Origin of the sequence: Flavobacterium qiangtangense (genome assembly GCF_042658345.1) — a bacterium.
GTDB lineage: Bacteria > Bacteroidota > Bacteroidia > Flavobacteriales > Flavobacteriaceae > Flavobacterium > Flavobacterium qiangtangense.
The window spans coordinates 31,732-58,699 of the sequence record NZ_JBHSQB010000021.1 but is presented as its reverse complement, the minus strand read 5'-3'; the positions used below and the strand labels follow the sequence as shown (position 1 = coordinate 58,699).

Sequence of the window (26,968 nt, the reverse complement as noted above, 5' to 3'; positions counted from 1 at the left end):
AAAAAGCGACAGATTTTAACAATCTATTATTTATCCAAACAATTCTGCTGCAACATCTTCGATTTTTGAAACCAATCGCACTTTAATAAAGGTATTTTTCAACGTAATTTTATTGTATTTCGAAACAAAAATGGTTGAAAATCCTAATTTTTCAGCTTCCTGAATTCTTTGGTCCACACGATTTACCGGACGAATTTCTCCAGAAAGCCCGACTTCTCCGGCAAAGCAAAAATCTTTCCCAACCGGAATATCTTCGTTTGAAGACAGAATTGAAGCGACAACTGCCAAATCAATCGCTGGGTCATCCACGGAAATTCCTCCTGTTATGTTCAAGAAAACGTCTTTGGCGCCAAGCCTGAATCCAGCTCGTTTTTCAAGAACTGCCAAAATCATATTAAGCCTTTTTGCGTTGTAACCAGTCGTGCTTCGTTGTGGCGTTCCATAAACTGCGGTCGAAACAAGCGCTTGGATTTCAATCATAATCGGGCGCATTCCTTCCATTGTCGTGGCAATTGCGGTTCCTGAAAGTTCTTCTTCTTTGTGGGAAATTAAAATTTCTGACGGATTTGAAACTTCGCGTAAACCTGTTCCTTGCATTTCATAAATTCCTAATTCTGCGGTCGAACCAAAACGGTTTTTCAGCGAACGCAAGATTCTGTAAATGTGGTTTCTGTCCCCTTCAAATTGCAAAACAGTATCGACCATGTGTTCCAAAATCTTTGGTCCGGCGATGTTTCCGTCTTTCGTGATATGTCCGATTAAAATCACCGGAATATTGGTTTCTTTCGCAAATTTTATCAATTCTGCCGTGGTTTCCCTAATTTGAGAAATGCTTCCGGCTGATGATTCGATGTAATCGGTATGAAGCGTTTGGATGGAATCGATGATTACGATTTCGGGTTCAATTGCCTCAATTTGCTTGAAGATATTTTGCGTTTTTGTTTCAGTCAAAATATAACAATTATCACTCAGCGGATTGATTCTTTCCGCACGCATTTTAATCTGTTTTTGGCTTTCTTCGCCCGAAACATATAACGTTCTGTACGGCAATTGCAGTGAAATTTGAAGCAAAAGCGTACTTTTTCCAATGCCAGGTTCGCCACCCAAAAGTATAAGCGAGCCGGGAACTATGCCGCCACCCAAAACACGATTCAACTCGCCATCGCGCGTGTCAAGACGAATTTCTTCGGTGCTGTCAATTTCGTGGATTTTTAAAGGTTTGGTAACCCTTTTTGAATCCGGCGACGTCGCTGATTTCCAGTCTTTTTTTTCTTCTTTTTGGATTATTTCTTCGGCAATGGTGTTCCATTCTTTGCAAGAATTGCATTGGCCTTGCCATTTTGAATATTGCGCGCCACAATTTTGGCAGAAAAAAGTTGTTTTTACTTTCGACATATAGTTATTTCGTCTTCATTTCGTCCGCTTTTTCAAGCATCATATCTTTGGTCAAATCTCCGATTTCGTTTTTTGTATAAGCATTTTGGTAAGACTTAAACGCTTTTTTGAAATCGCCCGTGTGTTCATACATCATTGCTAATTCATAATCTGCAAGCATCGCTTTTGGATAGCTTTTCTTTGCCAAATCTGATAATTTTTCAAATTCTGAATACGCCTTATTTTTTAAGATTGCAGCTTCAATTGCTTTGAAATCATTGACTCTAATTGGCATTTTTATTCCTAAAGATTTTTCGATGATTGTGTATTTATTTGCCAAATAATCAACATAACCGCTTGGCAATTTTGCGATTTTGTCCTGAAATTCAGAAGAAGAAATCGGTTGGTACGCAGCGAAAATTTGGTACAAAGAATTGGGAACTGCTTGCAAAACTAATGAATAATGCGTTGCGTTTTTAAATTCGTCAAAACGATAATTCACATTTGGATTCGTTTTCGCTTTTATGTTTTGGTCCAATTCCTGGATTTTCTTTTGCATTCTTTTCAAATCGCCGTCGGCTGTGGCTTGGTAGTAAAAAATTGGCGTTTTTGCCACGGCAAGTCGGTCTGCGATTCTGGTTTCCATTTCTGGAGCGAATTCCGGACTTAAAGAAATATAAGCATTAAAAATTGGCTGGTCTTTGTATAAATAAAAATTCAAAAATCCAGCAGTAGTGTCGTGTCCGGCGATAATTTTGAAAGGAGCAACTCTGTATTTTTTTTCCAAGGAAGGAATTAATTCAGAACCAATAAATTCATAAAAACGAGAACCGCCTTCTTCCGGAAGCCCAGATTCTTTGTCGAATTGGCTGTCCACAAAACGCTCTCCATTTGAATTTTGATTGATTGCAACGATAATTACCGGAGGCAAATCATCCCAATAATTCGCGTAAGAAAGCGCGCCGGAAAAAGCATCAAAAAGATATTCTCCGTCTAATAAAATCAATAGCGGAAACTTTCTTTCTGGCTCTTTTGCATAAGCGGGAGGAAGCGAAATGGTGATTTGTCTTTCACCGTTCAATTTTTCTGATTTGACAACTTCTGTGGTTTTTTGAGCAAATAAACTCAGTGAAAATAATGAAAAGGTGAGAAGTAATAGTTTTTTCATTTGGAGGTTTGTTAGTTAGTTTCTTCCGAAATTGTCTTCCGATTTTGGAAAGCAAGATAATGATTTATTTTTCGATTGGGAAATATGGTTTTTCAATATCTTCGCCATAATTAGAATCTAACAAAATGAAACTGTACCCAATTTTTTTCTTCCTAATTTCTCTTTCAATAAACGCTCAAGAAAACGGCGCCATTTCTGAATTAAAGAAGGAACCAAAACTTCAGGAAAATATTAGGCTACTTGATTTTTATATGAAAAATAATGATTCTGCCATTTTAGAATTGTTTTCAGAAGACGTTTCCCTTGGGCATTCAAACGGCTGGGTTCAGAATTTTGATGATTTCAAGAAAGATTTTGAATCTAAAAAAGTCAGCTATAAATCAATTGAGCAGACTGATTTTTTAGAATTTAAACGAAATAGAAAAACGGTCAGCCTTCGCAGAAAAGTGAAAGTTGTGGGGATTTATAAAATTTATGATTTTGAAATGACACTTTCTTTATTGGAAATTTGGGTCAAAAAAGGAAAATCGTGGAAACTTTGGAGCCGACAAGCAATTGAATTAAAGGAAAAGGCAGAATAACTTATTGCTTTTTTCTGTTTAAAATTGGCAGAAATAAAAATGAAAGTCCGCCTAAAATAATGATTTGAACGGTTTGAGAAGTCCAAATAATCCAGCCAAAAGCGGTTCCGGCTTCCTTTGGAATTCCGTATAAAGCTAAGATTCCTGCAATTACCACTGGGAAAACTCCAAAACCTCCGTTGGAAAAAGAAATTGCCAAACTTCCGATAACGAAAGCGGTAACGACTACGCCAAAACTAATCTCGCTGGTTTCTTTCAAAGCAAAAATCGCGGAGTAAAAAGTCAGTACGTAACAAACCCAAATCACAGCCGTGTGAAAGATAAACGGCCATTTTTTCTCCATTTTCCAGACGCTCAAAAGACCTTCGGTTAAACCGGAAATTTTTCCTTTGATCATTAAAATCCATTTTGATTTTGAATAGGCAAAAATTAAGATGGAAGTAATGAAAATCGCAAAGGCGACGACTCCGTAAATCAATAATTTTTCAACCGGAATTGTTGCTAAAAGAAACGTTTTTAAAACTTCAAATTGCAGTAAAACGGCAGTTGCGATAAAAGCCAAAAGAATGATGAAATCAACAACACGTTCAGCAATAATGCTTCCAAAAGCCTTGTCGAATGGGATGTTTTCATATTTTTTTAAGACCAAAGCTCGAGAAACTTCGCCTGATCTGGGAATCGTCATATTCATAAAATAAGCAACCCAAACCGCCATAAAATTATTTTTAAACGGAGAATTATATCCCATGTGTTCGAGCATAAATTTCCAGCGATACGCGCGTGCGGCGTGACTGATAAATCCGAAAATAAGGGCGATAAAAATATAGGTGTAATCAGCATTGACAAAATAACTTTTCATTTCTTCCAGTTGCGCCGGCGTGAATGAATTATAGGTGTAAATTGTCAAAAAAACTCCCAATAAAATTGGGAGTAATATGGATAATACTTTGCTTATTTTTTTCTTCAAAAGACGTTTACGTTAAAGTGTTGTCTTTTTCATTTGGGAAAACCAAAGTTGGCTTGAAGGTTTTTGCTTCTTCAAAATCAAGAATTCCATAAGAAATAATGATGATGATATCGCCTTTTTGAACCATTCTTGCCGCAGGACCATTTAAAGTAATGTCACCGCTATTTCTGTTTCCTTTGATGGCATAAGTCTCTAGACGAGCGCCATTATTGATGTTAACAATTGAAACTTTTTCTCCCTCAACTATGTTGGAAGCTTCCATCAACGCCTCGTCGATTGTGATACTTCCGATGTAGTTTAAATCTGCTCCAGTTACCGTTACGCGGTGAATCTTGGACTTAACAACTTGAATTTGCATGGGGCAAAGGTAATTATTTTTTAATTTAATGAAATATTATCTATCAATCTGATACTGTTAATAAAAACAGCTATGAAAGCGCGGTATTTTTTATCCTCTTTTTTTGCAGTAGCGGGAAGCAGTTCGTCTTCATCGGCAATCTGAAAATATTCTAACTGAAATTCTGGATTTTTCTCAAAAATGGCTTCCACATATTTGATGATATCTTTTGCAGAATTCGTGCCAAATTTTTCTTTGGCAGTTTTTAATGTCTTGTAAATCAATGAAGCATCTTCTTTTTCTTGAGCCGAAAGTCTTTCGTTTCTTGAACTCATCGCCAGGCCGTTTTCTTCTCTGAAAATTGGGCAACCGATTACGTTTACAGGCAAATCATGCTTTTCAACCATCTTTCTGACAATTTGCAATTGCTGGAAATCTTTTTCTCCGAAGTAAGCATTTGTTGGATTTACAATTTTAAAAAGACGTTTTACGATCGTTCCAACACCGTCAAAATGTCCTGGTCGGTGTTCGCCTTCCATCTGGTTTTCCAATCCGTCGAAATTGAAAGAAGCAGAAACGGTATTTCCCTCGTAAATATCTTCTACGCTTGGCGCAAAAATCAGTACGTCTTTGTTTACAGTTTCAATTTTTTCAGTGTCTTTTTCTAGAGTTCTTGGGTATTTTTCTAAATCTTCGGCGTTGTTAAACTGCGTTGGATTTACAAAAATGCTTACGACCGTAATTTTATTTTTGGCTAAAGAATTCTTGATCAGCGATAAATGACCTTGATGCAAAGCGCCCATCGTTGGTACGAATCCAATTGTTGTGTTTTCATCTGAAACCGACTTCAAATGGTTCTTCAAGTCTTCTTGTCTGTTGAAAATGAGCATCTGCAAATGATTAAATTGAGTGCAAACTTACCATTTTTGTTAATAACTGCATAAATTTTTGTAATTTTGCGTGTTTTTATAGGCAATAAATAAAGTTCAAAATAATATGGAGGATAAGAGGATATTGTATGTATCATCTGAGGTAGTACCTTACTTGGCTGAAAATGAAGTATCTAATATGTCGTATGACGTTCCAAAGATGATCAATGACCAAGGAGGACAAATTAGAATTTTCATGCCAAGATATGGAAATATAAACGAAAGAAGACATCAGTTACACGAAGTTATTCGCCTTTCTGGGATGAATTTAGTTGTAAACGATTTAGATATGCCACTGATTATCAAAGTAGCATCAATCCCAAAAGAGCGAATTCAGGTTTACTTTATTGACAACGACGAATATTTTAAACGCAAGGCGACTTTTACAGATGAAGAGGGCGTTTTGTATCCAGATAATGACGAACGTGCGATTTTCTTTGCAAAAGGAGTTGTGGAAACCGTTAAGAAATTAAACTGGGTTCCAGATATTATCCACGTTCACGGATGGTTGGCAGGAATGCTTCCGGTTTATATGAAGCATTTTTATAAAGATGAAGCATTATTTTCGGAAACAAAAATCGTGACTTCGGTTTATACATCAGGTTTTGAAGGAAATCTTGATATGGAAATGATGAAGAAAGTGGCTTTTGACGGCGTTCCAAATGAGTCAATTGAGCTTTTGGCAGAGCCAAATTATGCAAACATTATGAAGACGTCAATTATGCACTCAGATGCTGTGATTGTTGGCTCTCACGACCTTTCTTCAGATTTAACAAAATTTATAGAATCCTCGGGAAAACCTTTTTTACCTTTCGCCGCTAAAGATAAGTTTGCAGAAGCTTATACTAATTTCTATAAAAATGAAGTTTTATAACAAAAATACATCTAAAAATTCTATGCTAAATAGTTCAATTTTAAAGAAGTTTGCCTTGGCTAGCCTTGGTATTTTCTTCTTAATTTCATGTGATAAAGATTTTAATGAGATTGGAAGTGACATTGTTGGAGAGGACCATTTTGGTTTTGAAAGAGATTCTATGTCTACTTTAACGGCTTTTACAAAAAAAACAGGTGCAGTTGAAACTTCAAATCTTGATATTAATCCGTTAGGAATTTTAGATAATGGAAAGTTTGGGAAAACTACTGCAAATTTCGTGACTCAAGTTTCTTTTCCTTTAGGGACAGAAAATCCAACTTTTACAAATGTTACGCTTGCGAGAATAAAATCTGTTGTATTAAATGTGCCTTATTTTAGTACTTTTAAAGAGACAAATTCTGACGGAGCTAATGTTTATGAACTTGATTCTATCTATGGTAATTTAAATCAAACTTTCAAATTAAGTGTCTATGAAAATGGCTATTATTTGAGAAATTTTGATCCAAATAATAACTTCGAGGCGCAAAAATACTATTCAGATCAGAATGCAATGTTTGATGCGGTAAAAATTGGATCCTCATCGACAGGAACGCCAGTTTTAAATGGCGCTGCCTTAAATGCAGGAGAAGAGATTTTTAAATTTTCTCCGAGCGAACTTGTAACTGAAGGCGAAGAAGATGAGGATGACATTAAAGAAGCGCCAGGACTTCGATTGAATTTAAATAAGCAATATTTTTACAATAGAATTATCGACGCAAATTCTGAGAGTTTAATCAATAATAATATATTTCAAAATTATTTCAGAGGACTTTATTTTAAAGTGGAGGAAATAAATGGACCAGCAGCTTTAGCAATGTTGAATTTTGCAGCAGGTACAATCACAATTTCTTATGAAGATGAAACTACTGCATCTGGGGTTGTTGATAAAACGCTTGTACTAAATTTATCTGGAAATACCGTGAGTCTTTTGACACATACCGCAACTACAGAAAGTTCAGAATATGATATCGCTTCAGGAAATTCAGTTAGCGGTGATGCGAAGGTGTTTTTAAAAGGTGGCGAAGGAGCAATTACTTATATCGATTTATTTGGCGGGGGAAATTCAGCAGAATTAGAGGAATTGAGAAGTACAGCAATAGCAAATAATTGGTTGATTAATGAAGCGCATATTGTTTTTAATGTAGAACAAAGTGCAATGGCTAATACTATTGATCCAAATAGAATTTATCTCTATGACGCCACAAACAGAAGGGCAATTTTAGATTATAACTTTGATTCATCTGCAAATACGGCACAACCAAAATATGCTAAAACCAGATATGATGGGATTGCACAATTGACCGGAAATTCTGGTGATGCGAATAGAAAGGCGAAAAAATATAGGGTTAGAGTAACAGAGCATATAAAAAATATTATATTTAACGACTCTACTAACGTAAGATTGGGACTTTCTGTAACAGAGTCTATTGCGAATTCGGCAACTTTAGGTGTAAAAACGCCAACGACAGAATTAAAAAGTGTTCCGCAAGCTTCAGTTTTAAGCCCGTTGGGGACAATAATATATGGTAGCAACCTTCCGGATACAAATGCTAAAAAATTAAGATTAGTTATTTCATTTACAAAACCTGACTAAATAAATAAAAATATATGTGTGGTATCGTTGGATATATTGGTCATAGAGAAGCTTTTCCTATTATCATAAAAGGTTTAAAAAGATTAGAATATAGAGGTTATGATAGTGCCGGAATAATGCTTTTCGACGGCGAATCAATGAAAGTTTCGAAGACAAAAGGAAAGGTTTCTGACCTTGAAGAAAAGTCTAAAGAAATTTCTGCGAATGGTTCTATCGGAATGGGTCATACACGTTGGGCAACACACGGTGTCCCAAATGATGTGAACTCGCACCCGCACGTTTCAAATTCTGGAGAATTAGCAATAATTCACAATGGAATCATTGAGAATTATGAGCCGTTAAAGAAGGAATTGATGAAACGAGGTTACGTTTTTAAATCAGATACAGATACAGAAGTATTGATTAACTTGATTGAAGACGTTCAGAAAAAAGACAAATTAAAACTTGGAAAAGCGGTTCAAATTGCTTTAAATCAAGTTGTTGGAGCTTATGCAATCTGTGTTTTTGATACAAAAAAACCAGATGAAATTGTTGTAGCAAGATTAGGAAGTCCATTGGCAATTGGTATCGGTGAAGATGAATTTTTCATTGCTTCTGATGCTTCTCCTTTTATTGAATATACTTCAAATGCAATTTATTTGGAAGATGAAGAAATGGCAATTGTTAGAAGAAATAAATCAATTAAAGTTCGTAAAATTAAAGATGATTCATTGGTAGATCCTTATGTTCAGGAGCTTCAGATGAATTTGGAACAAATTGAAAAAGGTGGATATGAGCATTTTATGCTTAAAGAAATCTATGAGCAACCAAACGTAATTAAAGATACATATAGAGGAAGACTTCTTGCTAATAAAGGAATTATCCAAATGGCAGGAATCGAGGACAACCTTGAGAAATTCCTTAATGCCGAAAGAATTATCATCGTCGCTTGCGGCACTTCTTGGCACGCTGGTTTAGTCGCTGAATATATCTTCGAAGAATTTGCAAGAATTCCGGTTGAAGTTGAATATGCTTCTGAATTTAGATACAGAAATCCAATTATCGGACCAAAAGATGTGGTTATCGCGATCTCTCAATCTGGAGAAACTGCAGATACTTTAGCGGCAATTAAATTGGCTAAAGAAAGAGGAGCATTTGTTTTTGGAGTTTGTAACGTAGTTGGTTCTTCAATTTCAAGAGAAACTCACGCAGGTGCTTACACTCATGCTGGGCCGGAAATTGGTGTGGCTTCAACAAAAGCATTTACAACTCAAATTACAATCTTGACATTAATTTCTTTACGTCTTGCAAAAGCAAAAGGGACGTTGTCAAATTCTGATTTCCATAGATATTTGCAAGAATTGGAAGTAATTCCAGAGAAAGTTCAAGAAGCTTTGCAAACAAATGATATTGCAAAAACTATCGCAGAAATTTATAAAGATGCACCAAATTGCCTTTATTTAGGTAGAGGTTACAACTTCCCAGTTGCTCTTGAAGGTGCTTTGAAACTTAAAGAAATTTCATATATCCACGCCGAAGGTTATCCTGCTGCAGAAATGAAACACGGACCAATTGCTTTGATTGACGAGAAAATGCCAGTTGTTGTAATCGCTCCAAAACAAGGACATTATGACAAAGTGGTAAGTAATATTCAGGAGATTAAGTCAAGAAGCGGTAAAATTATTGCAGTTGTGACAAAAGGCGATACTCAAGTTAGAGATTTGGCAGATCACGTTATTGAAATTCCGGATACAATTGAGGCGTTAACACCTTTGTTAACTACAATTCCATTACAACTTTTATCATATCACATCGCTGTTTTTAGAGGATGTAATGTCGATCAACCAAGAAATTTGGCGAAATCAGTTACTGTTGAATAGCGAAAACCTTACATAAATTATTAAAAGCGAGAAAATTTTCTCGCTTTTTTTATGCCGTTAAATTTTCTTCTTATGCGTGCATAGTATTGATTTTATTGAGATATTGACAATTCAAAAGTATGAATTATGTAAATATTAACTTTATTTATTACTAATTGCGATAAAATTTCTCACTTTTTTTATTAATGTCAAAATAATTTGTACTTTGGTATTAATAAACTAACAAATCAAAACATGAGACTGTATTTAACCATTTTGTCTTTGCTTTTCTGCGGTATCACTGCGATTGCCCAGAATTCAATTTCAGGAACTGTTACTGATGACAGCGGACTTCCCCTTCCTGGAGCAACCATTAAAATTATTGGAGAATCAACTTCCACGTTATCTGACGCGAAAGGAAACTTTACGATGAGGCCAGAATCGAAACCGCCATTTACAGTAGAAATCACAAATATTGGCTTTGCTTCGCAATCGATTGAGGTGACAAGTTTGGCAGAAAAAGTTACAGTTTCACTTCTCAAAAAAGAAGTAGATTTAGATGAAATCGTAGTTTCGGCGTCCAGAACTCCAGAAAGAATTCTAGAATCGCCAGTTACGATCGAAAGAATGGGAATCAAAGATGTGAAAAACACGTCTTCCGCAACATTTTATGACGGATTGGAAAACTTAAAAGAAGTGCATTTTAATTCAAGTTCGCTGTCTTTTAAATCAATTAATACAAGAGGTTTTGCGACAGTTGCAAACACTCGTTTCCTGCAGTTAGTGGACGGAATGGATAATTCTTCGCCGGCATTAAATTTTGTTTTAGGAAACCTTATCGGTCTTTCTGAATTGGATGTTCAGAGTGTTGAATTGTTGCCTGGAGCGTCTTCGGCTTTATACGGAGCAAACGCTTTCAACGGAATTTTGTTTATGAACAGCAAAAGTCCATTTGATCACCAAGGTCTAAGTTTTTATGCCAGATACGGAAAAACAAATCAAAAATTAGCTGGTGAAAATGATTACTATGATTTTGGAATTCGTGCTGCTCATGCGTTCTCAGAAGTTTTTGCAGCGAAAGCAAATTTCACTTATTTAAGAGCTACTGAATGGGTTGCTGGCGATGAAAGAAGTATGACAAACGGCGGAATTGGTCATGATGTGAACCAAAATTATGACGGTTTGAATATTTATGGTGACGAGGTAACTACGTTTATTCCAAATGTGGGTCAAGTTAGTAGAACCGGATATTTTGAACAAGATATCAATGATAATTCTATCGAAAGTGTAAAAGCAGATTTCTCATTGCATTTCAAACCAATGAAAGATGACTTCGAGATTATTTTACAACATAAATTGGGTATGGGAAATACAATTTATCAAGGCGCAAACCGATATAGATTGGAGAATTTTATCATGCAACAATCTAAATTTGAGATTAAAAATAGAAATTTCTTCGTAAGAGCGTACATGACGACTGAAGACGCTGGAGATTCTTATGATATGCGTTTCGCAGCTTGGAACGTTAACAGATCTTGGAAATCTGATCAAGAGTGGTTTACAAATTATGCGACAGCATATCAATTGGCCGGCGCTACAGGTTTGGCAACAACTGCGCAACAACAGGCTGCAATCGGAAGACAATATGCAGACTATAACATCTTGCCTGCGGGTTTATCTGGATTGCCACAATTTGCAACTCCTCCAACAGGAAGTTCAAGATTTATGCCAGGTTCTCCTGAATTTGCAAATGCTTTAGCGACAGTTATTCAAAATCCAGATTTGACAAAAGGCGCGAAATTTATTGATCAATCAAAATTGTACCACGCAGACGCTAACTACAATTTTAAAGAATTGACAGATGTTGTTGAAGTTCAAGTTGGAGGTTCATTCAGAAAATATGTTTTGAATTCAGACGGAACAATTTTTACAGATTATGACGGAGCCATTAAATATGACGAGTACGGAATTTACACACAAGCGCAAAAGAAATTCTTAGACGACAGACTGAAATTTACAGGATCGCTTCGTTATGATAAATCTCAAAATTTTGAAGGCCAATTTTCTCCTAGAGTTTCTTTGGTTTATTCTGCCGGAGAAAGAAAAAGTCACAATTTTAGAGTTTCTTTCCAAACTGGCTTTAGAAACCCAACAACTCAAGATCAATACATCGGATTGGATTTAGGGCCTTTCGCATTGATTGGTTCTGCTGAAGATAACTTAGATCGCTACACAGAAACTATGAATGTCAGTGCTGCAGGACAAGCTCTCGGTTATGCACCGACGGTTAATTTATCTGGAAGAAGCGCTTACTTAAGCGACGTATATTCTGTTCCTTCGGTTACAAGATTTGCATTATCTCAAAATCCTGCTGACCTTGAAATTGTAAATATTCAATTGGTTAAACCAGAACAGGTTAAAGCTTTTGAAGTTGGTTATAAAACAATTCTTGAAAACGGACTTTCAGTTGATATGAATGCATATTACAACATTTATACTGACTTCATGAGTACTTCAAGAGTAATTACTCCTTATTACGGAATTGTTGGATCAGATTTGACAAATCCAGAAGTTTTAAGAGGTCTTCAAGCTTTAGGTAACGGAGACAGAAGGGTTTATCAAGTTTATACAAATACAACCGAAGACGTTACTTCATTAGGTTTAGGTATTGGTTTGAATAAAAAAGTTTACGCAGATTTTGAATTAGGTATAAATTATAATTATGCTGAATTTAAATTTGACCAAGCAAAAGACCCTTCTTTTATCGCAGGATTTAATACGCCGAAACACAGAATTAAAGCCTCTTTAGGAAATCAAAAATTATTCAAAAACTTCGGATTTAATTTAAATGCAAGATGGAGCGACGAATATTTATGGCAATCTTCTTTTGCTGACGGTATGATTCCTTCGGTAACTGTTTTTGATGCTCAAATGAACTACGCAGTTCCAGCAATCAAATCTGTTTTCAAAGTAAGTGCTTCAAATTTATTCGGAAATGACTATTTGCAAGTAATTGGAGCAGGTAGAATCGGACAACAATATTTGGTTTCTTGGATTATCAATCCATAATAATTTTAGGTAATAAAAAAATATAGATCATGATAAAAAATTTCAAATGGCTGTTATTTGCTTCGTTAAGCATCGGCCTTGTTGCTTGTTCTGATGATGATACCGAAGGCGAAGTTGCCGAAGTGCCAATCAGTGCCGGAACTGCAGATTTTTCAAAATATGTAGCATTAGGGGACTCTTTTGCTGCAGGATTTAGCGACAATGCGCTTTTCAAAAAAGGACAAGAAAATGGTTACCCAAATTTATTGGCGCAACAATTTATGTTAGTCGGCGGAGGAGAATTTACCGTTCCTTACATGAATGATAACGTTGGAGGATTTTCAGCCGGAGGCAATCAAATTCCGCAGTTTCCAACAAGATTATATTTCAACGGAGTTGGGCCAGTTAACGTAACTGGAGTTTCTTCAACGTCTATTTCTGATCAATTGTCTGGGTCATTCAATAATATGGGAGTTCCTGGAGCAAAAAGTTTTCACTTGACCGTAAATGGTTATGGCGCTGCAAATCCTTACTTCGGAAGATTTGATTCTTCTGCAGGAGCTTCGGTGATTGGAGATGCGGTTGCACAAAACGCCACTTTCTTTTCATTGTGGATTGGCGGAAACGACGTTTTGAGCTATGCAAGTTCTGGTGGAATCGGTGTAAATCAGACAGGAAATTTAAATCCTGCGACTTATGGTTCAAACGATATTACGGATCCAATGGTTTTTGACAACGTTTACAACGGATTGGTAAATGCAATGACTGCAACGGGAGCAAAAGGTGTGGTGGCAAATCTTCCATACATCAATACGCTTCCTTATTTTACAACGGTTCCTTATAATCCAGTGCCGCTTGATGAAGCAACGGCAACTCAATTAAACACGCAGCTTTTAGGACCAATAAAACAAATCTTGACTGCGTTAGGTCAAGGCGATCGCATTGCAACATTAACAGCAGGATCAACAAATCCGCTTTTGATCAGAGATGAATCTTTGGTAAATTATTCAGCGCAATTGACAGGAGCTTTAATTGGAGCGGGAGTTCCAGCTGCACAAGCAGGCTTGATGGGGAATCTTTACGGTCAAGCGCGCCACGCAAAGAAAAATGGTGCTTTTGTTGATTATATTTTGCTTCCAACTCGATCAATTATTGGAACACCACAAGCAGGAATTCCACCGCCGTTTAACACAATTGGAGTAACTTATCCGTTGCAAGATGGTGCTGTTTTAACCGATGCCGAAGCACAAGATGTGGAAACTGCGACAGATGCTTATAATATTACAATTAAAAATGCGGCAGAAGCGAAAGGTTTAGCATTTGTAGATACCAAAGCAATTATGCAACAGTTGTTGAACGGAGGGATTCGTTTTGGGAATTACCACCTGACGGCAACTTATGTAACTGGTGGTACTTTTTCACTCGACGGAATTCATCCTTCGCCAAGAGGTTATGCTTATCTTGCCAATCAATTCTTGAAAGGAATTAGCGTCGCTTATGGTTCGTCAATTCCAGAACTAAATATCGGAAATTATAATGTTCAATATGGACAGACAATAAATTAAGAATTAAAATAATAAGAAAACCATCCGCCAAAAAACGGATGGTTTTTTATTTAAAAACACTGCGGGTTTGTTCGTCTTAATGTTCTTAAACAGACAATCCTATATTTTTTTCATATTTTTTTCGCAAAAGATTATTAAATTTTCATTTTTAAAACTATCTTTGCGCTCTGAAAAAAGAGGTGTTTTTCACAAGCCTAAATAGCTATTTAATAAATACATAAGTAATGTCAAAAGTAATAGGAAAAGTTGCTCAAATCATTGGTCCAGTAGTGGACGTTGTTTTCAACGGTCAAGATGTTGAACTTCCAAAAATTTATGATTCACTAGAAATCACTAAAAAAGACGGTACTTTATTGGTACTTGAAGTGCAATCTCACATTGGAGAAAACACAGTTCGTACAATCTCAATGGATTCAACTGATGGTTTAAGCAGAGGTTATGAAGTTGTTGGTACTGGAAATCCAATCAAGATGCCAATCGGGCCAGACGTTTATGGACGTTTATTCAACGTAATCGGTGATGCTATCGATGGTCTTGGAGATTTACCAAAAACTGGTGAAAACGGATTGTCAATCCACCGTCAAGCACCAAAATTCGAAGATTTATCTACATCTTCTGAAGTTTTATTCACAGGTATCAAAGTAATCGATTTGATCGAGCCTTATGCAAAAGGTGGAAAAATTGGATTATTTGGTGGTGCTGGAGTTGGTAAAACAGTATTGATTCAGGAGTTGATTAACAATATTGCAAAAGGTCACGGAGGTCTTTCTGTATTCGCAGGAGTAGGAGAAAGAACACGTGAAGGAAATGACTTGCTTCGTGAGATGTTGGAGTCAGGAATTATCAAATACGGAGAAGAATTCATGCACTCTATGGAAAATGGAGGATGGGATCTTTCTAAAGTTGATAAAATGGGAATGAGAGATTCTAAAGCAACTTTCGTTTTTGGTCAAATGAACGAACCACCTGGAGCAAGAGCACGTGTGGCTTTATCAGGTCTTTCTATCGCTGAATATTTCCGTGATGGAGCTGGAACTGATCAAGGAAAAGACGTTCTTTTCTTCGTTGATAATATCTTCCGTTTTACACAAGCTGGTTCTGAGGTGTCTGCACTTTTAGGACGTATGCCATCTGCGGTAGGTTACCAACCAACATTAGCAACAGAAATGGGTGCGATGCAAGAGCGTATCACCTCAACAAATAAAGGATCTATTACATCTGTACAGGCGGTTTACGTTCCTGCGGATGATTTAACAGATCCAGCACCGGCAACAACGTTTGCCCACTTAGATGCAACAACTGTATTGTCTCGTAAAATCGCTGAGCTTGGTATCTATCCTGCAGTGGATCCATTGGATTCTACTTCAAGAATTTTGACGCCACAAATCCTTGGTGCTGAGCATTATGACTGTGCACAAAGAGTAAAAGAAATTCTTCAAAAATACAAACAATTGCAAGATATTATTGCGATTCTTGGTATGGAAGAACTTTCTGAAGAAGATAAATTATCAGTTTCAAGAGCGCGTCGTGTGCAACGTTTCTTGTCGCAACCTTTCCACGTAGCGGAGCAATTTACAGGTATTCCTGGAGTTTTGGTTGATATTAAAGATACTATCAAAGGATTTAACATGATCATTGATGGAGAATTAGATCACCTTCCAGAAGCTGCTTTCAACTTGAAAGGAACTATCGAAGATGCTATCGAAGCTGGACAAAAAATGTTGGCAGAAGCTTAATATTTAATAGCTTAAAGCCTAAAGCTTAAAGCCTAAAGCAAAAAAAAATGTATTTAGAAATTATATCGCCAGAAGCAAAATTATTCTCAGGAAAAGTGACTTCGGTTACCGTTCCAGGAATTGACGGAGAATTCCAAATGCTGAATCATCACGCCGCAATTATCTCAATCCTTGCAAAAGGTGACATTAAAATTGCTGCTGATAGCTTTGAATTCTCAAAAGAAGCAGAAGGTAAATTTTTCCTTGGTGACGACAAAAAATATCATTTGTCAATCAACTCTGGAACATTAGAAATGAACGATAATAAAATCAATATCCTTGTGGATTAATTCGATTTTATTCTGATATAAAAAGCCTAACATTAATTTGTTAGGCTTTTTTGTTTTTGTCAAAATTATAGCTTTTCGTTTTTCATACCGATTAGCTTTCCAATGAAAAAAGCAACGGCTCCAACTTCAAGTCCAAGTCCTGCTCCCAAGATAAATCCAGCATTTTCGTAATGCTCGATTTTCAATAATGCGCCGGCAATTATTAACAGCGCTCCCAAAATAAAAAAGATATAAAGTGTCTTGTTTTTCATAATATAAAAATTAAAATTGTGTTTCTTCTTTTACAAATTCCATGATGTCACCAGGCTGACATTCTAAAATCTCACAGATGGCTTCTAAAGTAGAAAATCGCACTGCTTTGGCTTTGCCTGTTTTTAAAATAGAAAGATTGGCTGTGGTCATTCCAATGCGTTCTGCCAATTCATTGGAACGCATTTTTCGTTTGGCTAACATTACGTCAAGATTTACGATTATTGGCATATCAAATAGTTAATTCATTTTCTTCTTTCATACCTTTTCCAATGGCAAAAACTTCGCTCAAAACCATAAAAAATAATCCTAAACTAGCAGAAAATAGAAAAGAATCAAAGCCACTGCTTATTCCTAATTCGGCTTCACCTTCCCAATATATTTTTCCGATGAAATGTACAATTGCCGTTATTAATGAAGCCAACAAAAAGAATATTCCAATTTTATTCAAAAGCGAAATCACGCTATTTTCAAAGATTTCTCTTTTTGAGAAATGATTTAATACTTTTTTGAGTAAATAGATTCCGTAAACAAAAAATCCGAAACCAAATGTGTATCCAAGTAAGATCAACTTTGCAGGAAAATCCATTGCTAAAACTTTTTCTCCGCCTACATTCACCGGAACATCAAGTGGTTTATCGGTAAAAATAAACATAGGGACAAAAATTAAAAATGCGACTGTTACGATAACTGAGAAGAAAAAGAACAAGTCAACAAGTGCTTTAAGTAAATGAAGTTTTTTCATAAGTTCTAAAGATTAAGATTGATACAAATATATAAAAATTATCGAATAACAATAATAAAAATATAAAAAACGATAATTTTTTAATTTGTCAACTTTTCTACCTTTGTAAAATATGAAGCATTTTCCAGAAAATTTATCGCAAAAATTAGCGCAAAGAATTCAGAGTAATTCGTTGAGAAAATTAACTGAACAAAGTGATTTGGTTGATTTTTCTTCCAATGATTATTTGGGATTTTCTACTTCGGAAACTATTTTTGAGGAAACACACCAATTGCTTTTAGAAAAAAAAATAAATCAAAACGGAGCAACCGGTTCACGACTTTTATCAGGAAATCATTCCACTTATAGTTTGGCCGAAGATTTTATTTCTAAATTTCATAATTCAGAAGCTTCGCTGATTTTTAATTCTGGATATGATGCTAATGTTGGATTTTTCAGTTCGGTACCACAACGAGGCGATTTTATCTTATACGACGAATTAATTCACGCCTCAATTCGCGACGGAATTCGGCTTTCAAATGCCAAATCTTTTAAATTTCAACACAATGACTTGGAAGATTTAGAAGAAATTATTCTGAAATACAAATCTGAAAACGCTTCAATTTATATCGTCACAGAATCTATCTTTTCAATGGACGGCGATTCGCCACAATTAGAAAATTTATCGCAATTATCTGACAAGCACAACTGTTTTTTGGTAATCGACGAAGCCCATTCACTGGGAGTTTTTGGCGAAAACGGAGAAGGTTTACTCCAAGATTTAAATTTGGAACAAAAAATTTTCGCCCGAATAATGACTTTCGGAAAAGGATTGGGTTGCCACGGAGCCGTAATTTTAGGTTCAGAAGAACTGAAAAAATATCTAGTTAATTTTGCCCGAAGTTTTATTTATACAACGGCTTTGTCTCCACATTCAGTTGCGACAATTTTAACTGCTTATAAAAACCTAGAAATCCAAAAAGAAGAAATTTTTAAGCTTCGAGAAAATATTGCTCATTTTAATCAAGAAAAGCAACAAATTGGGTTAAAGCAAATTTTTGTGAGAAGTAAATCGGCTATTCAGTCGGCGATAATTCCGGGTAATGAAAATGTGAAAACTATCGCTTTAAAATTCCAAGAAAAAGGTTTTGACGTAAAAGCAATTATATCGCCAACTGTTCCTGAAGGCCAAGAAAGATTGCGTTTTTGCTTGCATAGTTTCAACTCAAAAGAAGAAGTTTCGAGCGTTTTGCAACTTTTGGCTAGCTTTCTTTTTTAGGTTTTCGGTGCCTGAACCATTGCGAATCTTCCTCTCCGAATAAATAAGCATACGGCTCAGTTTCCGGGCTCAATTCAAATAATTTTTTCAGGATTGCAATTGTTGGGATTATCAAAATCATTCCGACAACTCCCCAAATTGCACCTCCGATTAATAATCCTAAAAACGTGATAAAAGCATTCAAACTAACATTTGCACCCGTGATTTTTGGTGTCAAAAAACTGCTCTCTGCGAATTGAATGAGAGTAAATGCAACTACCACTGCAAAAGGATAAAACAAACTGTCTTTGGTTAGTAATGCGAAAAAGAATGGCATTATCGCGCCTAAAAATGGACCAACGTAAGGAATGATATTTAATAGTCCAGCAATCATTCCGAAGAAAATCGCGTGTTTAATTCCGAGCGCAAAAAGTACGGCTGTGTTCACGATTCCCAAAATAATCATCACTTTTCCTGCTCCAACAATGTACGCGTGAACAATTTTTCTGATGGAAACCATATGTTCTAAAAGGATTCGATTGCGTTGTTTTGCAAATACTTTGGTCACAAAAACAGCCAAATGATCTCTATAAATAAGCAAGAAAAAAATAAAAACAGGAAGTAAAATAATATTCGAAATCGTGCCAATCGTAGTAAATAATAAAGCAGAAATATTAGTCCCGCCTTTTTCAACCATCGCCATTATTTTTTCCATCTTAAAACCGTTGCCCATTCCCATGTCATAACTCACGACGTCATTTACCCAAGTATTTATTTTTATGGCGAAACCGTTTACTTTTTCTTCCATATTCATTTCGACATCAGCTTTGAAGTTTTGAAGTTGCGTGACAATGAAGTACATAATTCCTAAAAAAGCCAAAATAATCAGCAATAAAGCGATAAAAGCACTCAATGATCGGGGTATTTTTAACCGCTCTAAACGATTACAAAAACCGGTCATCAACATCGCAATGTATCCAGAAACCAATAACGGAACTAAAATAGCTTTTGCCATAATCATAAAAAAGATGATGATTATGATCAGCAAAGAGATGAAAACTGCTTTGGCATAAGGCGGGAATTTTGTGGTGACCATTTTATGTTTGAGTTAAATTTGGGTTAGTTTCCTATCAAATTTAGCGATTAATAATCCCTTGTTGTCTAAAAATTATATTAAAATCTTACAAAATTCCCATTAGTTTAAATTCCCAAAACTATTGTGTCGAGTTGACTATCTTTGTAAATACAATAAGAATAAAATGAAAATATTTATAACAGGAATCGGCACCGATGTGGGCAAAACAATAGCTTCTGCAATAGTTACCAAAAGCCTTGAAGCCGATTATTGGAAACCAATTCAAGCTGGTGATGTTGATAATTCAGACAGCCATAAATTGAAACAATATATCTCAAATTCAAAGACGACAATTCATCCAAATAGCTATTTATTGCAAACTCCTGCAAGTCCGCATTTGGCGGCGAATTTAGACGGAATTACGATTAATATCAAGAAGATTATTGAACCTAAAACCAAAAATAATCTAGTAATTGAAGGAGCCGGAGGAATTTTTGTTCCGATAAATGACAACGAAACAATTGTTGATTTAATTCAGAAAGATCATAAGGTAATCGTCGTTTCCAGACATTATTTGGGAAGCATCAATCATACATTATTAACTATCGAAGCTTTAAAAAATAGAAATATCAACGTCGTCGGAATCATTTTTAACGGAAACGAAAACAAAGCTTCCGAAGAAATTATTTTAAGCAAAACCGGACTTAAATTTATCGGAAGAATTGAGGATGAACCTTATTTTGATAAAAATGTCATTAAAGAATACGCTGATTTATTTCGAGAAAATCTACTAAGTTTATAGAAGAAAAATAGAAGAAAGAGAAAAGATGCAAGAATAAATTCGGTAGTTTTTTCTCTAATTTATCTAAAAAAAATAAAAATGACACTTTCAGAAAGAGACCAAAAACACAATTGGCATCCTTACACACAACATAAATTAGTCAAGCCAGCAATTGCAATTTCAAGAGGCGAAGGCGCACTTTTGTGGGACGAAGACGGCAAAGAATATATCGATGCGATTGCTTCGTGGTGGGTGAATCCGTATGGACACAGCAACCGATTTATTGCAGATGCGATTTACAAACAGCTTACTTCGTTAGAGCACGTTTTATTTGGCGGTTTCACCCACGAGCCAGCCGTTTTGCTTTCAGAACAATTGATGAAAATTCTTCCGAATAATCAAAAAAAGCTGTTTTATTCTGACAACGGATCAACCGCAGTGGAAGTTGCGCTGAAAGTTGCGCTTCAATATTTTTATAATAAAGGAGAAAAACGAACTAAGATTATTGCTTTTGAAAACGCTTTTCACGGCGATACTTTTGCGGCAATGGCAGCAAGTGGAATTTCTTTTTTTACCGAAGCTTTTAAGAGTTCGTTGATTGAAGTCGTTCGAATTCCGGTTCCAACGGAAGGCAAAGAGAAAGAAAGTTTTGAAGCTTTAGAAGAACTGGCAAAAACCAACGAATATGCGGCTTTTATTTTTGAGCCTTTGGTTCAAGGCGCCGCCGGAATGGTGATGTATGAAACTTTTGCGTTGGGGAAATTGATGAGCATCTGCCAAGAAAATAATATTCTGACCATTGCCGACGAAGTGATGACGGGTTTCGGTAAAACCGGATTAAATTTTGCCTGCAATTACTTGGAAGTCCAACCCGACATGATGTGTCTTTCAAAAGCGTTAACCGGAGGTACAATTCCGATGGCGATTACCACTTTCACGCAAGAATTATTTGACGGATTTTATGACGACGATGTGAACAAAGCCTTATTTCACGGACATACTTTTACAGCAAATCCAACAGGTTGTGCGGCGGCTTTGGCAAGTTTAGAATTGCTTCAAACGCCATTAATTCAAAACGGAATTCGGAATGTAAATCAAAAACATTTGGAATTTCAACAAAAGATTAAAGAACATCCAAGAGTGAAAACTACGCGTGTTCTCGGTGTTATTTTTGCTTTGGAAATAAATACCGGAAATGAAGACAGTTATTACGGAGAATTTAGAAATAAATTATACGATTTCTTTATTGAAAAAGGCGTGATTCTTCGTCCGGTTGGAAACATCGTTTATATTTTACCTCCTTATATTATTTCAGATTCTGAATTGGAAAAAGTGTATGAAGTAGTGGAGGAAGCTTTGCAAATAGTTTAAATTTGCTCAATATAGAACTAACTCTGACAGGGTTTCAAGCCCTGTCAGATTTTTAAATAGAATAAAATTGTCCCAAAAAATAGCCATTACCGCATTCTCCTCAATCTCTCCACTCGGAAATTCTCCTGATGAAATTTGGAAAAATTATCTCAAGCCCGAAACTTTAATTTCAAAAAGAGACATCGGAAATTCAGAAGTTTTGGTGGCCCAATTGCCTTTAGATTTAAAGAATAAAATTGCAGATTTAAAGAATTCTGAAAGCAAATACAAACATTTAGACGATTCGGTTTTGTACGCCATTTTAGCTTCGCGACAAGCGATTGAAAATTCGGGCTGGAAAAAAGGAGATGATTTTGGCATAAATATCGGATCTTCTCGCGGGGCAACGCAATTATTTGAAAAGCATTTTGAAGAATTTTTGCAAACCGGAAAAACCAATACTTTGGCCTCGCCATCCACAACTTTGGGCAATATTTCATCTTGGATTGCCCACGATTTGAATTCACAAGGCCCCGAAATTTCGCACTCCATTACTTGTTCCACGGGCTTGCACGCGGTTTTAAACGGTGTTGCCTGGCTTCGTTCTGAGATGGCAAATAAGTTTTTGGTCGGTGGAAGTGAAGCTCCGTTGACAGCTTTTACTATTGCTCAAATGAACGCTTTAAAGATTTATTCGAAGAGCGAAGACGAGTTTCCGTGTCGTGCTTTTGATATGGAAAAGACTAAAAATTCGATGGTTTTGGGCGAAGGCGCTTCTGTAATTTGTTTAGAAATTGGTCACAAAGAAAATGCTTTGGCTTACATCGAAGGTCTTGGCTTTGCCACAGAAATCTTGGAACACAGTATTTCAATTTCCGCGGAAGCGAAATGTTTTCAAAAGTCGATGAAAATGGCTTTAAAAGACACAAATTTTGATGAAATTGACGCAATTGTAATGCACGCTCCGGGAACTTTGAAAGGCGATTCGTCTGAATTAAAAGCGATAGAAATTGTTTTTGGAGAAAATCTTCCGATGCTAACCACAAACAAATGGAAAATCGGACATACATTTGGCGCTTCGGGAATGCTGAATATTGAGATGGCGATTTTGATGATACAACAACAGCAATTCATCGGCGTACCTTACGCGAAAGCGCAAAAAGAAAGAACTTCTATTAAAAAAATATTGGTAAACGCCGTTGGTTTCGGAGGAAATGCGGTGAGTGTTTTAATTTCTAAATCATAATTATGGAAACTATTTGTTACATTAAAAAAGTGCCGTTTGTAAAACAGCTTTTTGGTTTTTCGTTAATCATTTTGGCCTTTCTTGGATTTTTTACGACAGGAAATATTTTCTCGGTAATTTTCTTGGCGATTGGATGTTTTTTGATTGTATCTGAAGGTTCAGAAATTGATTTGGAAAATAAAAAGTTTCGCAAAGTCAATTTTTTCTTGGGAGTAAAATTTGGTTCTTGGCAAGCGCTTCCTGATTTTGAGTATGTTTCTGTTTTTAAAACTAAGCAAAGCCAACGTGTGAATTATATTACCGCAACGACTAATTTTACTAACGATGTTATTTTGTTGAACCTTTTTGATTCACGAAATAAGTACATCACTTTTTATCAAACTGAAGATAAAGACGATGCTTTTAAAGTAGCTTCACACTTTAAACTTGCTCTTGGAATTGACATTTTAGATGCGACCGGAGCTGAAAAAATTTGGTTGTAAAAAAAAATCCCGTAAACAAAAGCTTACGAGATTTTTTCGGGGGGTTTACTTAACTTGCATTAATTCATTATTACTTTTTTAGAAACTGTTTGGTTATCGTCTAAAGTTACTTTTACGATTACTACTTGAGTTGCAACATTTAAGCCAGTTGTTGAAAAAGTATTGTTATTTACATTTTTACCAGAAGTCAATAATTTTCCGGTGATGTCATAAACTTGAACCGTGTCGATTGTAAAGTTTGTTGCTCTTACAGCGATTTGGTTTCCAGATTTGTAAACAACCACGTCATTATTTGAAACAATTGGTGTGTCAATTCCAAGTTCAGTTCCGTTTACATATCTGATTTCAAATCTTGAGTTGAACGTTCCAACTTCAGAATTGAAAACATAATCGCTTGCTTTTAAATCATGAGTTGTGTTTGTTAAACTGTCAAATAAATAAATATTTTGGCTTAAAAACAATCCGTCAAACTGATCCATGTTGATTGTGTATTGACCAGCAGTTGAGATTTTCATACCTAAAGGAACAACATCTGTGTTTGTGAATGGCAACGCACGACCTTGAATTACCAAGTTATTGCTGTCAATGATTGAATATAAAGTTGTGTTACCTGAAGAAAGATTAGCTCCGTCGAAGGCTTCGTCCATTCCGTTTGTAGCGTTTGAAATATACCCAACTAATGTTTCATTAAAATCACCTGCTTCATTTGAAATATTTAACCAAAGTCTGCTTTTTTCAATTGTTACCGGAAGATCCTCTGATTGTGTTGTGTTGCTAGTCCTAAAAAATTGAGAGTTGTCACCAGCGTTTTTAGCTCTCATTGAATTTGAGAAAGTTAAATTTGCGCTAGTTTTTCCTGCGATAAAGAAACTTTGACCAGCACCGATATTTCCTGTTGGAGATTGACCTCCTGTTATAGCTGATTTAGTTTTTACACCACCCAAAACATTATAACTTGCGTAGTCGTCAGAAGAATAATTGTAAGTCGCATTCCCAGAATTCGCTGAACTTGGAAGCGAATTGTGAGTCCAGAAATAGAACGTTCCGCCAATTTTATCGCTGTTTGCATTGTAAATCGCGTCAGCGCTAATTGCTGAAGGATAAGGATTTCCGATTAAGTTAGATGCATTTGCAACAATTGCCTGTGCAATGATTCCGTTATTTGGTTTTCCAGTAAACGTAGCGTTGTAAACTGCTGGATTATTGATGTCATATTCTTGAGGCGCTCTCACGATGTAACCTTTACCAGGTGCCATCACTTCATTTCCATTGTAGTGAATCATCCATCCAGAAACTGGATTATAGCTGTAATATTTGTCACCCAAAGTATTTGGAGATAAATCATATAATGTTTCACCAATTACTGGAGAAGACCAATATGTAAAGTCATATCTTTTTACCGGAGCGGTATTTCTTTTCATCACAAATGATGTAGCATTACCGGTGTAAGTTGCATCGTTATTAACCTGAACCAAAGAACCTTTGTCTTCGATGATGATTTTTCCTGTACCTTGAACAGTGATGTCTTCTTGTACGTTTAAAACTGAGTTTGGATTAACTTTTAAAGTTTTTCCAGAAGCAACTGTGCAAGAACAAACGTCAATTCTTCCGTTGATTGTAATATCAGAATCAATTTTTATAGATGTGTTTTGAATATCGTTGATTGATGCACCTGTGTAAGTGACAGGAGTTTCAATTAGTACCAATTTTACTGAACCATCACCACCTTTGTTTTTCATTCTCACTTCAATTTTAGAAGTACTGCTTAAGTTCATTGGTAACCCAACATTTTTAAGACCTTGATTACTGCTTGAAATTCCGCCGCTATATCCATTATATTCCCATACTTTGGTTGCCACATTGTTACTGTCGTAAATATATACTGCAGCAGCATCATCCCATTTGTCCATTTTTAATTGGTATGTTCCACATTTAAAACCTTGTCTTCTGTAAGAAAGTGTATAATTATAATTGTGAACCGGAGCGCCATTCCAAACATTAGCGACCAAAGTTTTTGATGGTGATCCGTTTTGGTTCCAAACTAATTCAGAATCAAGTGTTGATTGTGTGTAATATCCTGCGTAAGTATTAGAATCCAATGTTAGATTATAATCTGTCTGATTACATGTGCTAAAACCGTAAGCTTTCCATTCATTAACTCCAAAAGGATAATTTTGAAAATTACCTGCAATTTTTCCGTAAGTAAAAATCAATTCAGAATTACCTGGCCCTTCAAAGTATTCTAAGATCAAATTGTGAGTCCCAACACTTAAGTCCTTTAAACCAGCGTTTGTAGATTTGTTATTCGTCCATCCGTTAACTAAAGGAGTTGTTAAATCATCCACAAATAATCTGAATCCATCATCACCGGTTACTGTAAAATTATATTTTGCAGCTTCAGTGATAGTAAGTTTCATTTTATAACGCACCATGAATTTATCAGAAGGAAGTGGTGAAACACAAGGAATGTTTCTGCTTCCCGGTCTACCATCTACCGCACCAGCACCAACATTTCTTTCGAATATTTTATCTTCTTTTACTGTGCCAATATAAGTTGCTGTTTCAAAATTTGTATTATCAGCTGTGTAAGTATATACATAACCATTCCATTCGTTATCTCCAAAAGCTTGTGTGTTCGCTGGAGGTGTGCATGGAAGATTGGCTGCGGTAACTGTTCCTGTAATCGTTGGAGGAGTTTGGTTATTTGGACCATTAACACGAGCGAACTCTAATCTGTCATATGTATTATAGGCGTAAAGACGAACATAAACTTTTTCACTACTCGCTACCGGATTAATAGCGTTATTAAATACCAAATTAAAAGTTGTGTAATTAGTCCCTGTGCCTGATGCTAAATTAGTTTCTGCTAATAATGTATAGACATTATTTACAAAGTTTTGATCTTTAGAGTATTTAACTTGAAATTTCGCAGCAACACCTTGCATACGCGCTTGAAATTTAAAGTTTTGTAGATTTATTTGATTGCCAGAAGTGGCGCCCACTACAAATTGAATGTATTTTGAATTGTCTATAACGCCTCCGTTAGATTCATTTGTTGGCCAGTTCGGCGAAGATTGAAAAAACATCTGATTTTGATCGTAAGCTTGAAAGCCAATAGCTACAGATCCGTTTCCAATAATATCTTGAGAACTAACATTTGAAGCTGTAGTTGGTGCTAAAGAATTGTTAGCGCCGTTCCATCTAACTAAATCAACTTGAGAAAATCCAAAAAGAGGTAATAATAATCCGAATAAAAGTACTAATTTTTTCATAGGTTTATGTGGTATTTTGTTTTGGGGTACTGCAAATGTATATTGAGGTACGGATCTAAATATCACTTTGGATTGCCTATTTTTTGACTTTTCGATGACGTGGGAATTTTCATCGGTGAAGTGCACAATTTAACGAAAACGTTTGCGTAATT

23 protein-coding genes are annotated in these 26,968 nt (G+C 35.8%); 13 read left to right on the top strand and 10 right to left on the bottom strand.

Annotated features, from left to right (window positions below):
* Window positions 1-30: 30 nt before the first annotated feature.
* Window positions 31-1,395, bottom strand: coding sequence for a DNA repair protein RadA (gene radA / locus ACFPVY_RS16885; protein ID WP_379793337.1), 1,365 nt, complete (start codon window positions 1,393-1,395; stop codon window positions 31-33).
* A gap of 4 nt (window positions 1,396-1,399) precedes the next feature.
* Window positions 1,400-2,542 (bottom strand): alpha/beta hydrolase, encoded by a 1,143-nt coding sequence (locus tag ACFPVY_RS16880; protein ID WP_379793336.1) that lies wholly within the window; start codon window positions 2,540-2,542, stop codon window positions 1,400-1,402.
* Window positions 2,543-2,667: 125 nt separating this feature from the next.
* On the opposite strand from ACFPVY_RS16880, the gene ACFPVY_RS16875 reads away from it, so the two are divergent.
* The gene (locus tag ACFPVY_RS16875) at window positions 2,668-3,123 is read left to right on the top strand and encodes a nuclear transport factor 2 family protein (RefSeq protein ID WP_379793335.1); all 456 of its coding nucleotides are present in this window, start codon (window positions 2,668-2,670) and stop codon (window positions 3,121-3,123) included.
* A 1-nt stretch (window position 3,124) separates the two neighbouring features.
* On the opposite strand, the gene ACFPVY_RS16870 is transcribed toward ACFPVY_RS16875, so the two are convergent.
* From ACFPVY_RS16870 to panC, 3 genes are read right to left on the bottom strand one after another with little or no spacing between them, the layout of a single operon-like run.
* Window positions 3,125-4,090 carry a lysylphosphatidylglycerol synthase transmembrane domain-containing protein gene (locus ACFPVY_RS16870; RefSeq protein WP_379793334.1) on the bottom strand — a complete coding sequence of 322 codons (966 nt, stop codon included), beginning with the start codon at window positions 4,088-4,090 and terminating at the stop codon, window positions 3,125-3,127.
* A 7-nt stretch (window positions 4,091-4,097) separates the two neighbouring features.
* A complete protein-coding gene (gene panD / locus ACFPVY_RS16865; RefSeq protein WP_125011083.1) occupies window positions 4,098-4,448 on the bottom strand; it encodes an aspartate 1-decarboxylase in 351 nt (116 codons plus the stop codon).
* Window positions 4,449-4,468: 20 nt separating this feature from the next.
* Window positions 4,469-5,317, bottom strand: coding sequence for a pantoate--beta-alanine ligase (gene panC, locus ACFPVY_RS16860; RefSeq protein ID WP_379793332.1), 849 nt, complete (start codon window positions 5,315-5,317; stop codon window positions 4,469-4,471).
* A gap of 106 nt (window positions 5,318-5,423) precedes the next feature.
* Here panC and ACFPVY_RS16855 point away from each other — a divergent pair, with 106 nt between their 5' ends.
* From ACFPVY_RS16855 to ACFPVY_RS16825, 7 genes are all read left to right on the top strand, one after another.
* Window positions 5,424-6,230, top strand: coding sequence for a glycogen/starch synthase (locus ACFPVY_RS16855; protein WP_379793331.1), 807 nt, complete (start codon window positions 5,424-5,426; stop codon window positions 6,228-6,230).
* A gap of 22 nt (window positions 6,231-6,252) precedes the next feature.
* Window positions 6,253-7,863 (top strand): DUF4270 domain-containing protein, encoded by a 1,611-nt coding sequence (locus ACFPVY_RS16850; RefSeq protein ID WP_379793330.1) that lies wholly within the window; start codon window positions 6,253-6,255, stop codon window positions 7,861-7,863.
* A 14-nt stretch (window positions 7,864-7,877) separates the two neighbouring features.
* On the top strand, window positions 7,878-9,722 hold the full coding sequence (glmS, locus tag ACFPVY_RS16845; protein ID WP_379793329.1) for a glutamine--fructose-6-phosphate transaminase (isomerizing): 1,845 nt from the start codon (window positions 7,878-7,880) through the stop codon (window positions 9,720-9,722).
* A 234-nt stretch (window positions 9,723-9,956) separates the two neighbouring features.
* Window positions 9,957-12,770 carry a carboxypeptidase-like regulatory domain-containing protein gene (locus ACFPVY_RS16840; protein WP_379793328.1) on the top strand — a complete coding sequence of 938 codons (2,814 nt, stop codon included), beginning with the start codon at window positions 9,957-9,959 and terminating at the stop codon, window positions 12,768-12,770.
* 29 nt (window positions 12,771-12,799) lie between these two features.
* Window positions 12,800-14,314, top strand: coding sequence for a G-D-S-L family lipolytic protein (locus ACFPVY_RS16835; protein WP_379793327.1), 1,515 nt, complete (start codon window positions 12,800-12,802; stop codon window positions 14,312-14,314).
* Between the two features lie 224 nt (window positions 14,315-14,538).
* The gene (gene atpD / locus ACFPVY_RS16830; RefSeq protein WP_379793326.1) at window positions 14,539-16,050 is read left to right on the top strand and encodes a F0F1 ATP synthase subunit beta; all 1,512 of its coding nucleotides are present in this window, start codon (window positions 14,539-14,541) and stop codon (window positions 16,048-16,050) included.
* Window positions 16,051-16,097: 47 nt separating this feature from the next.
* Window positions 16,098-16,379, top strand: a complete 282-nt coding sequence (locus ACFPVY_RS16825; protein ID WP_379793325.1) for a FoF1 ATP synthase subunit delta/epsilon — start codon at window positions 16,098-16,100, stop codon at window positions 16,377-16,379.
* Between the two features lie 65 nt (window positions 16,380-16,444).
* On the opposite strand, the gene ACFPVY_RS16820 is transcribed toward ACFPVY_RS16825, so the two are convergent.
* From ACFPVY_RS16820 to ACFPVY_RS16810, 3 genes are read right to left on the bottom strand one after another with little or no spacing between them, the layout of a single operon-like run.
* Window positions 16,445-16,630, bottom strand: coding sequence for a GldL-related protein (locus ACFPVY_RS16820; protein ID WP_379793324.1), 186 nt, complete (start codon window positions 16,628-16,630; stop codon window positions 16,445-16,447).
* Window positions 16,631-16,640: 10 nt separating this feature from the next.
* Window positions 16,641-16,859 carry a helix-turn-helix domain-containing protein gene (locus ACFPVY_RS16815; protein ID WP_379793323.1) on the bottom strand — a complete coding sequence of 73 codons (219 nt, stop codon included), beginning with the start codon at window positions 16,857-16,859 and terminating at the stop codon, window positions 16,641-16,643.
* A 1-nt stretch (window position 16,860) separates the two neighbouring features.
* The gene (locus tag ACFPVY_RS16810) at window positions 16,861-17,373 is read right to left on the bottom strand and encodes a DUF2975 domain-containing protein (protein WP_379793322.1); all 513 of its coding nucleotides are present in this window, start codon (window positions 17,371-17,373) and stop codon (window positions 16,861-16,863) included.
* Between the two features lie 112 nt (window positions 17,374-17,485).
* On the opposite strand from ACFPVY_RS16810, the gene ACFPVY_RS16805 reads away from it, so the two are divergent.
* A complete protein-coding gene (locus tag ACFPVY_RS16805; RefSeq protein WP_379793321.1) occupies window positions 17,486-18,631 on the top strand; it encodes an aminotransferase class I/II-fold pyridoxal phosphate-dependent enzyme in 1,146 nt (381 codons plus the stop codon).
* Here the strand turns inward: ACFPVY_RS16805 and ACFPVY_RS16800 are convergent.
* The gene (locus ACFPVY_RS16800; protein ID WP_379793320.1) at window positions 18,615-19,706 is read right to left on the bottom strand and encodes an AI-2E family transporter; all 1,092 of its coding nucleotides are present in this window, start codon (window positions 19,704-19,706) and stop codon (window positions 18,615-18,617) included. The two genes, ACFPVY_RS16805 and ACFPVY_RS16800, sit on opposite strands and share 17 nt — an antisense overlap.
* 163 nt (window positions 19,707-19,869) lie before the next feature.
* Between ACFPVY_RS16800 and bioD the strand changes: the two genes are divergently transcribed.
* The 4 genes from bioD (at window position 19,870) to ACFPVY_RS16780 (ending at window position 23,544) form a co-directional block, all read left to right on the top strand.
* Window positions 19,870-20,487: a dethiobiotin synthase gene (gene bioD, locus ACFPVY_RS16795; protein ID WP_379793318.1), complete on the top strand. Its 618-nt coding sequence runs from the start codon at window positions 19,870-19,872 to the stop codon at window positions 20,485-20,487.
* A gap of 78 nt (window positions 20,488-20,565) precedes the next feature.
* A complete protein-coding gene (gene bioA / locus ACFPVY_RS16790; RefSeq protein WP_379793317.1) occupies window positions 20,566-21,837 on the top strand; it encodes an adenosylmethionine--8-amino-7-oxononanoate transaminase in 1,272 nt (423 codons plus the stop codon).
* Window positions 21,838-21,904: 67 nt separating this feature from the next.
* A complete protein-coding gene (locus tag ACFPVY_RS16785; RefSeq protein WP_379793316.1) occupies window positions 21,905-23,062 on the top strand; it encodes a beta-ketoacyl synthase N-terminal-like domain-containing protein in 1,158 nt (385 codons plus the stop codon).
* A gap of 2 nt (window positions 23,063-23,064) precedes the next feature.
* Window positions 23,065-23,544, top strand: a complete 480-nt coding sequence (locus tag ACFPVY_RS16780) for a hypothetical protein (RefSeq protein WP_379793315.1) — start codon at window positions 23,065-23,067, stop codon at window positions 23,542-23,544.
* A 59-nt stretch (window positions 23,545-23,603) separates the two neighbouring features.
* Here the strand turns inward: ACFPVY_RS16780 and ACFPVY_RS16775 are convergent, their stop codons facing one another.
* The gene (locus tag ACFPVY_RS16775) at window positions 23,604-26,816 is read right to left on the bottom strand and encodes a T9SS sorting signal type C domain-containing protein (protein ID WP_379793314.1); all 3,213 of its coding nucleotides are present in this window, start codon (window positions 26,814-26,816) and stop codon (window positions 23,604-23,606) included.
* Window positions 26,817-26,968: the final 152 nt, after the last annotated feature.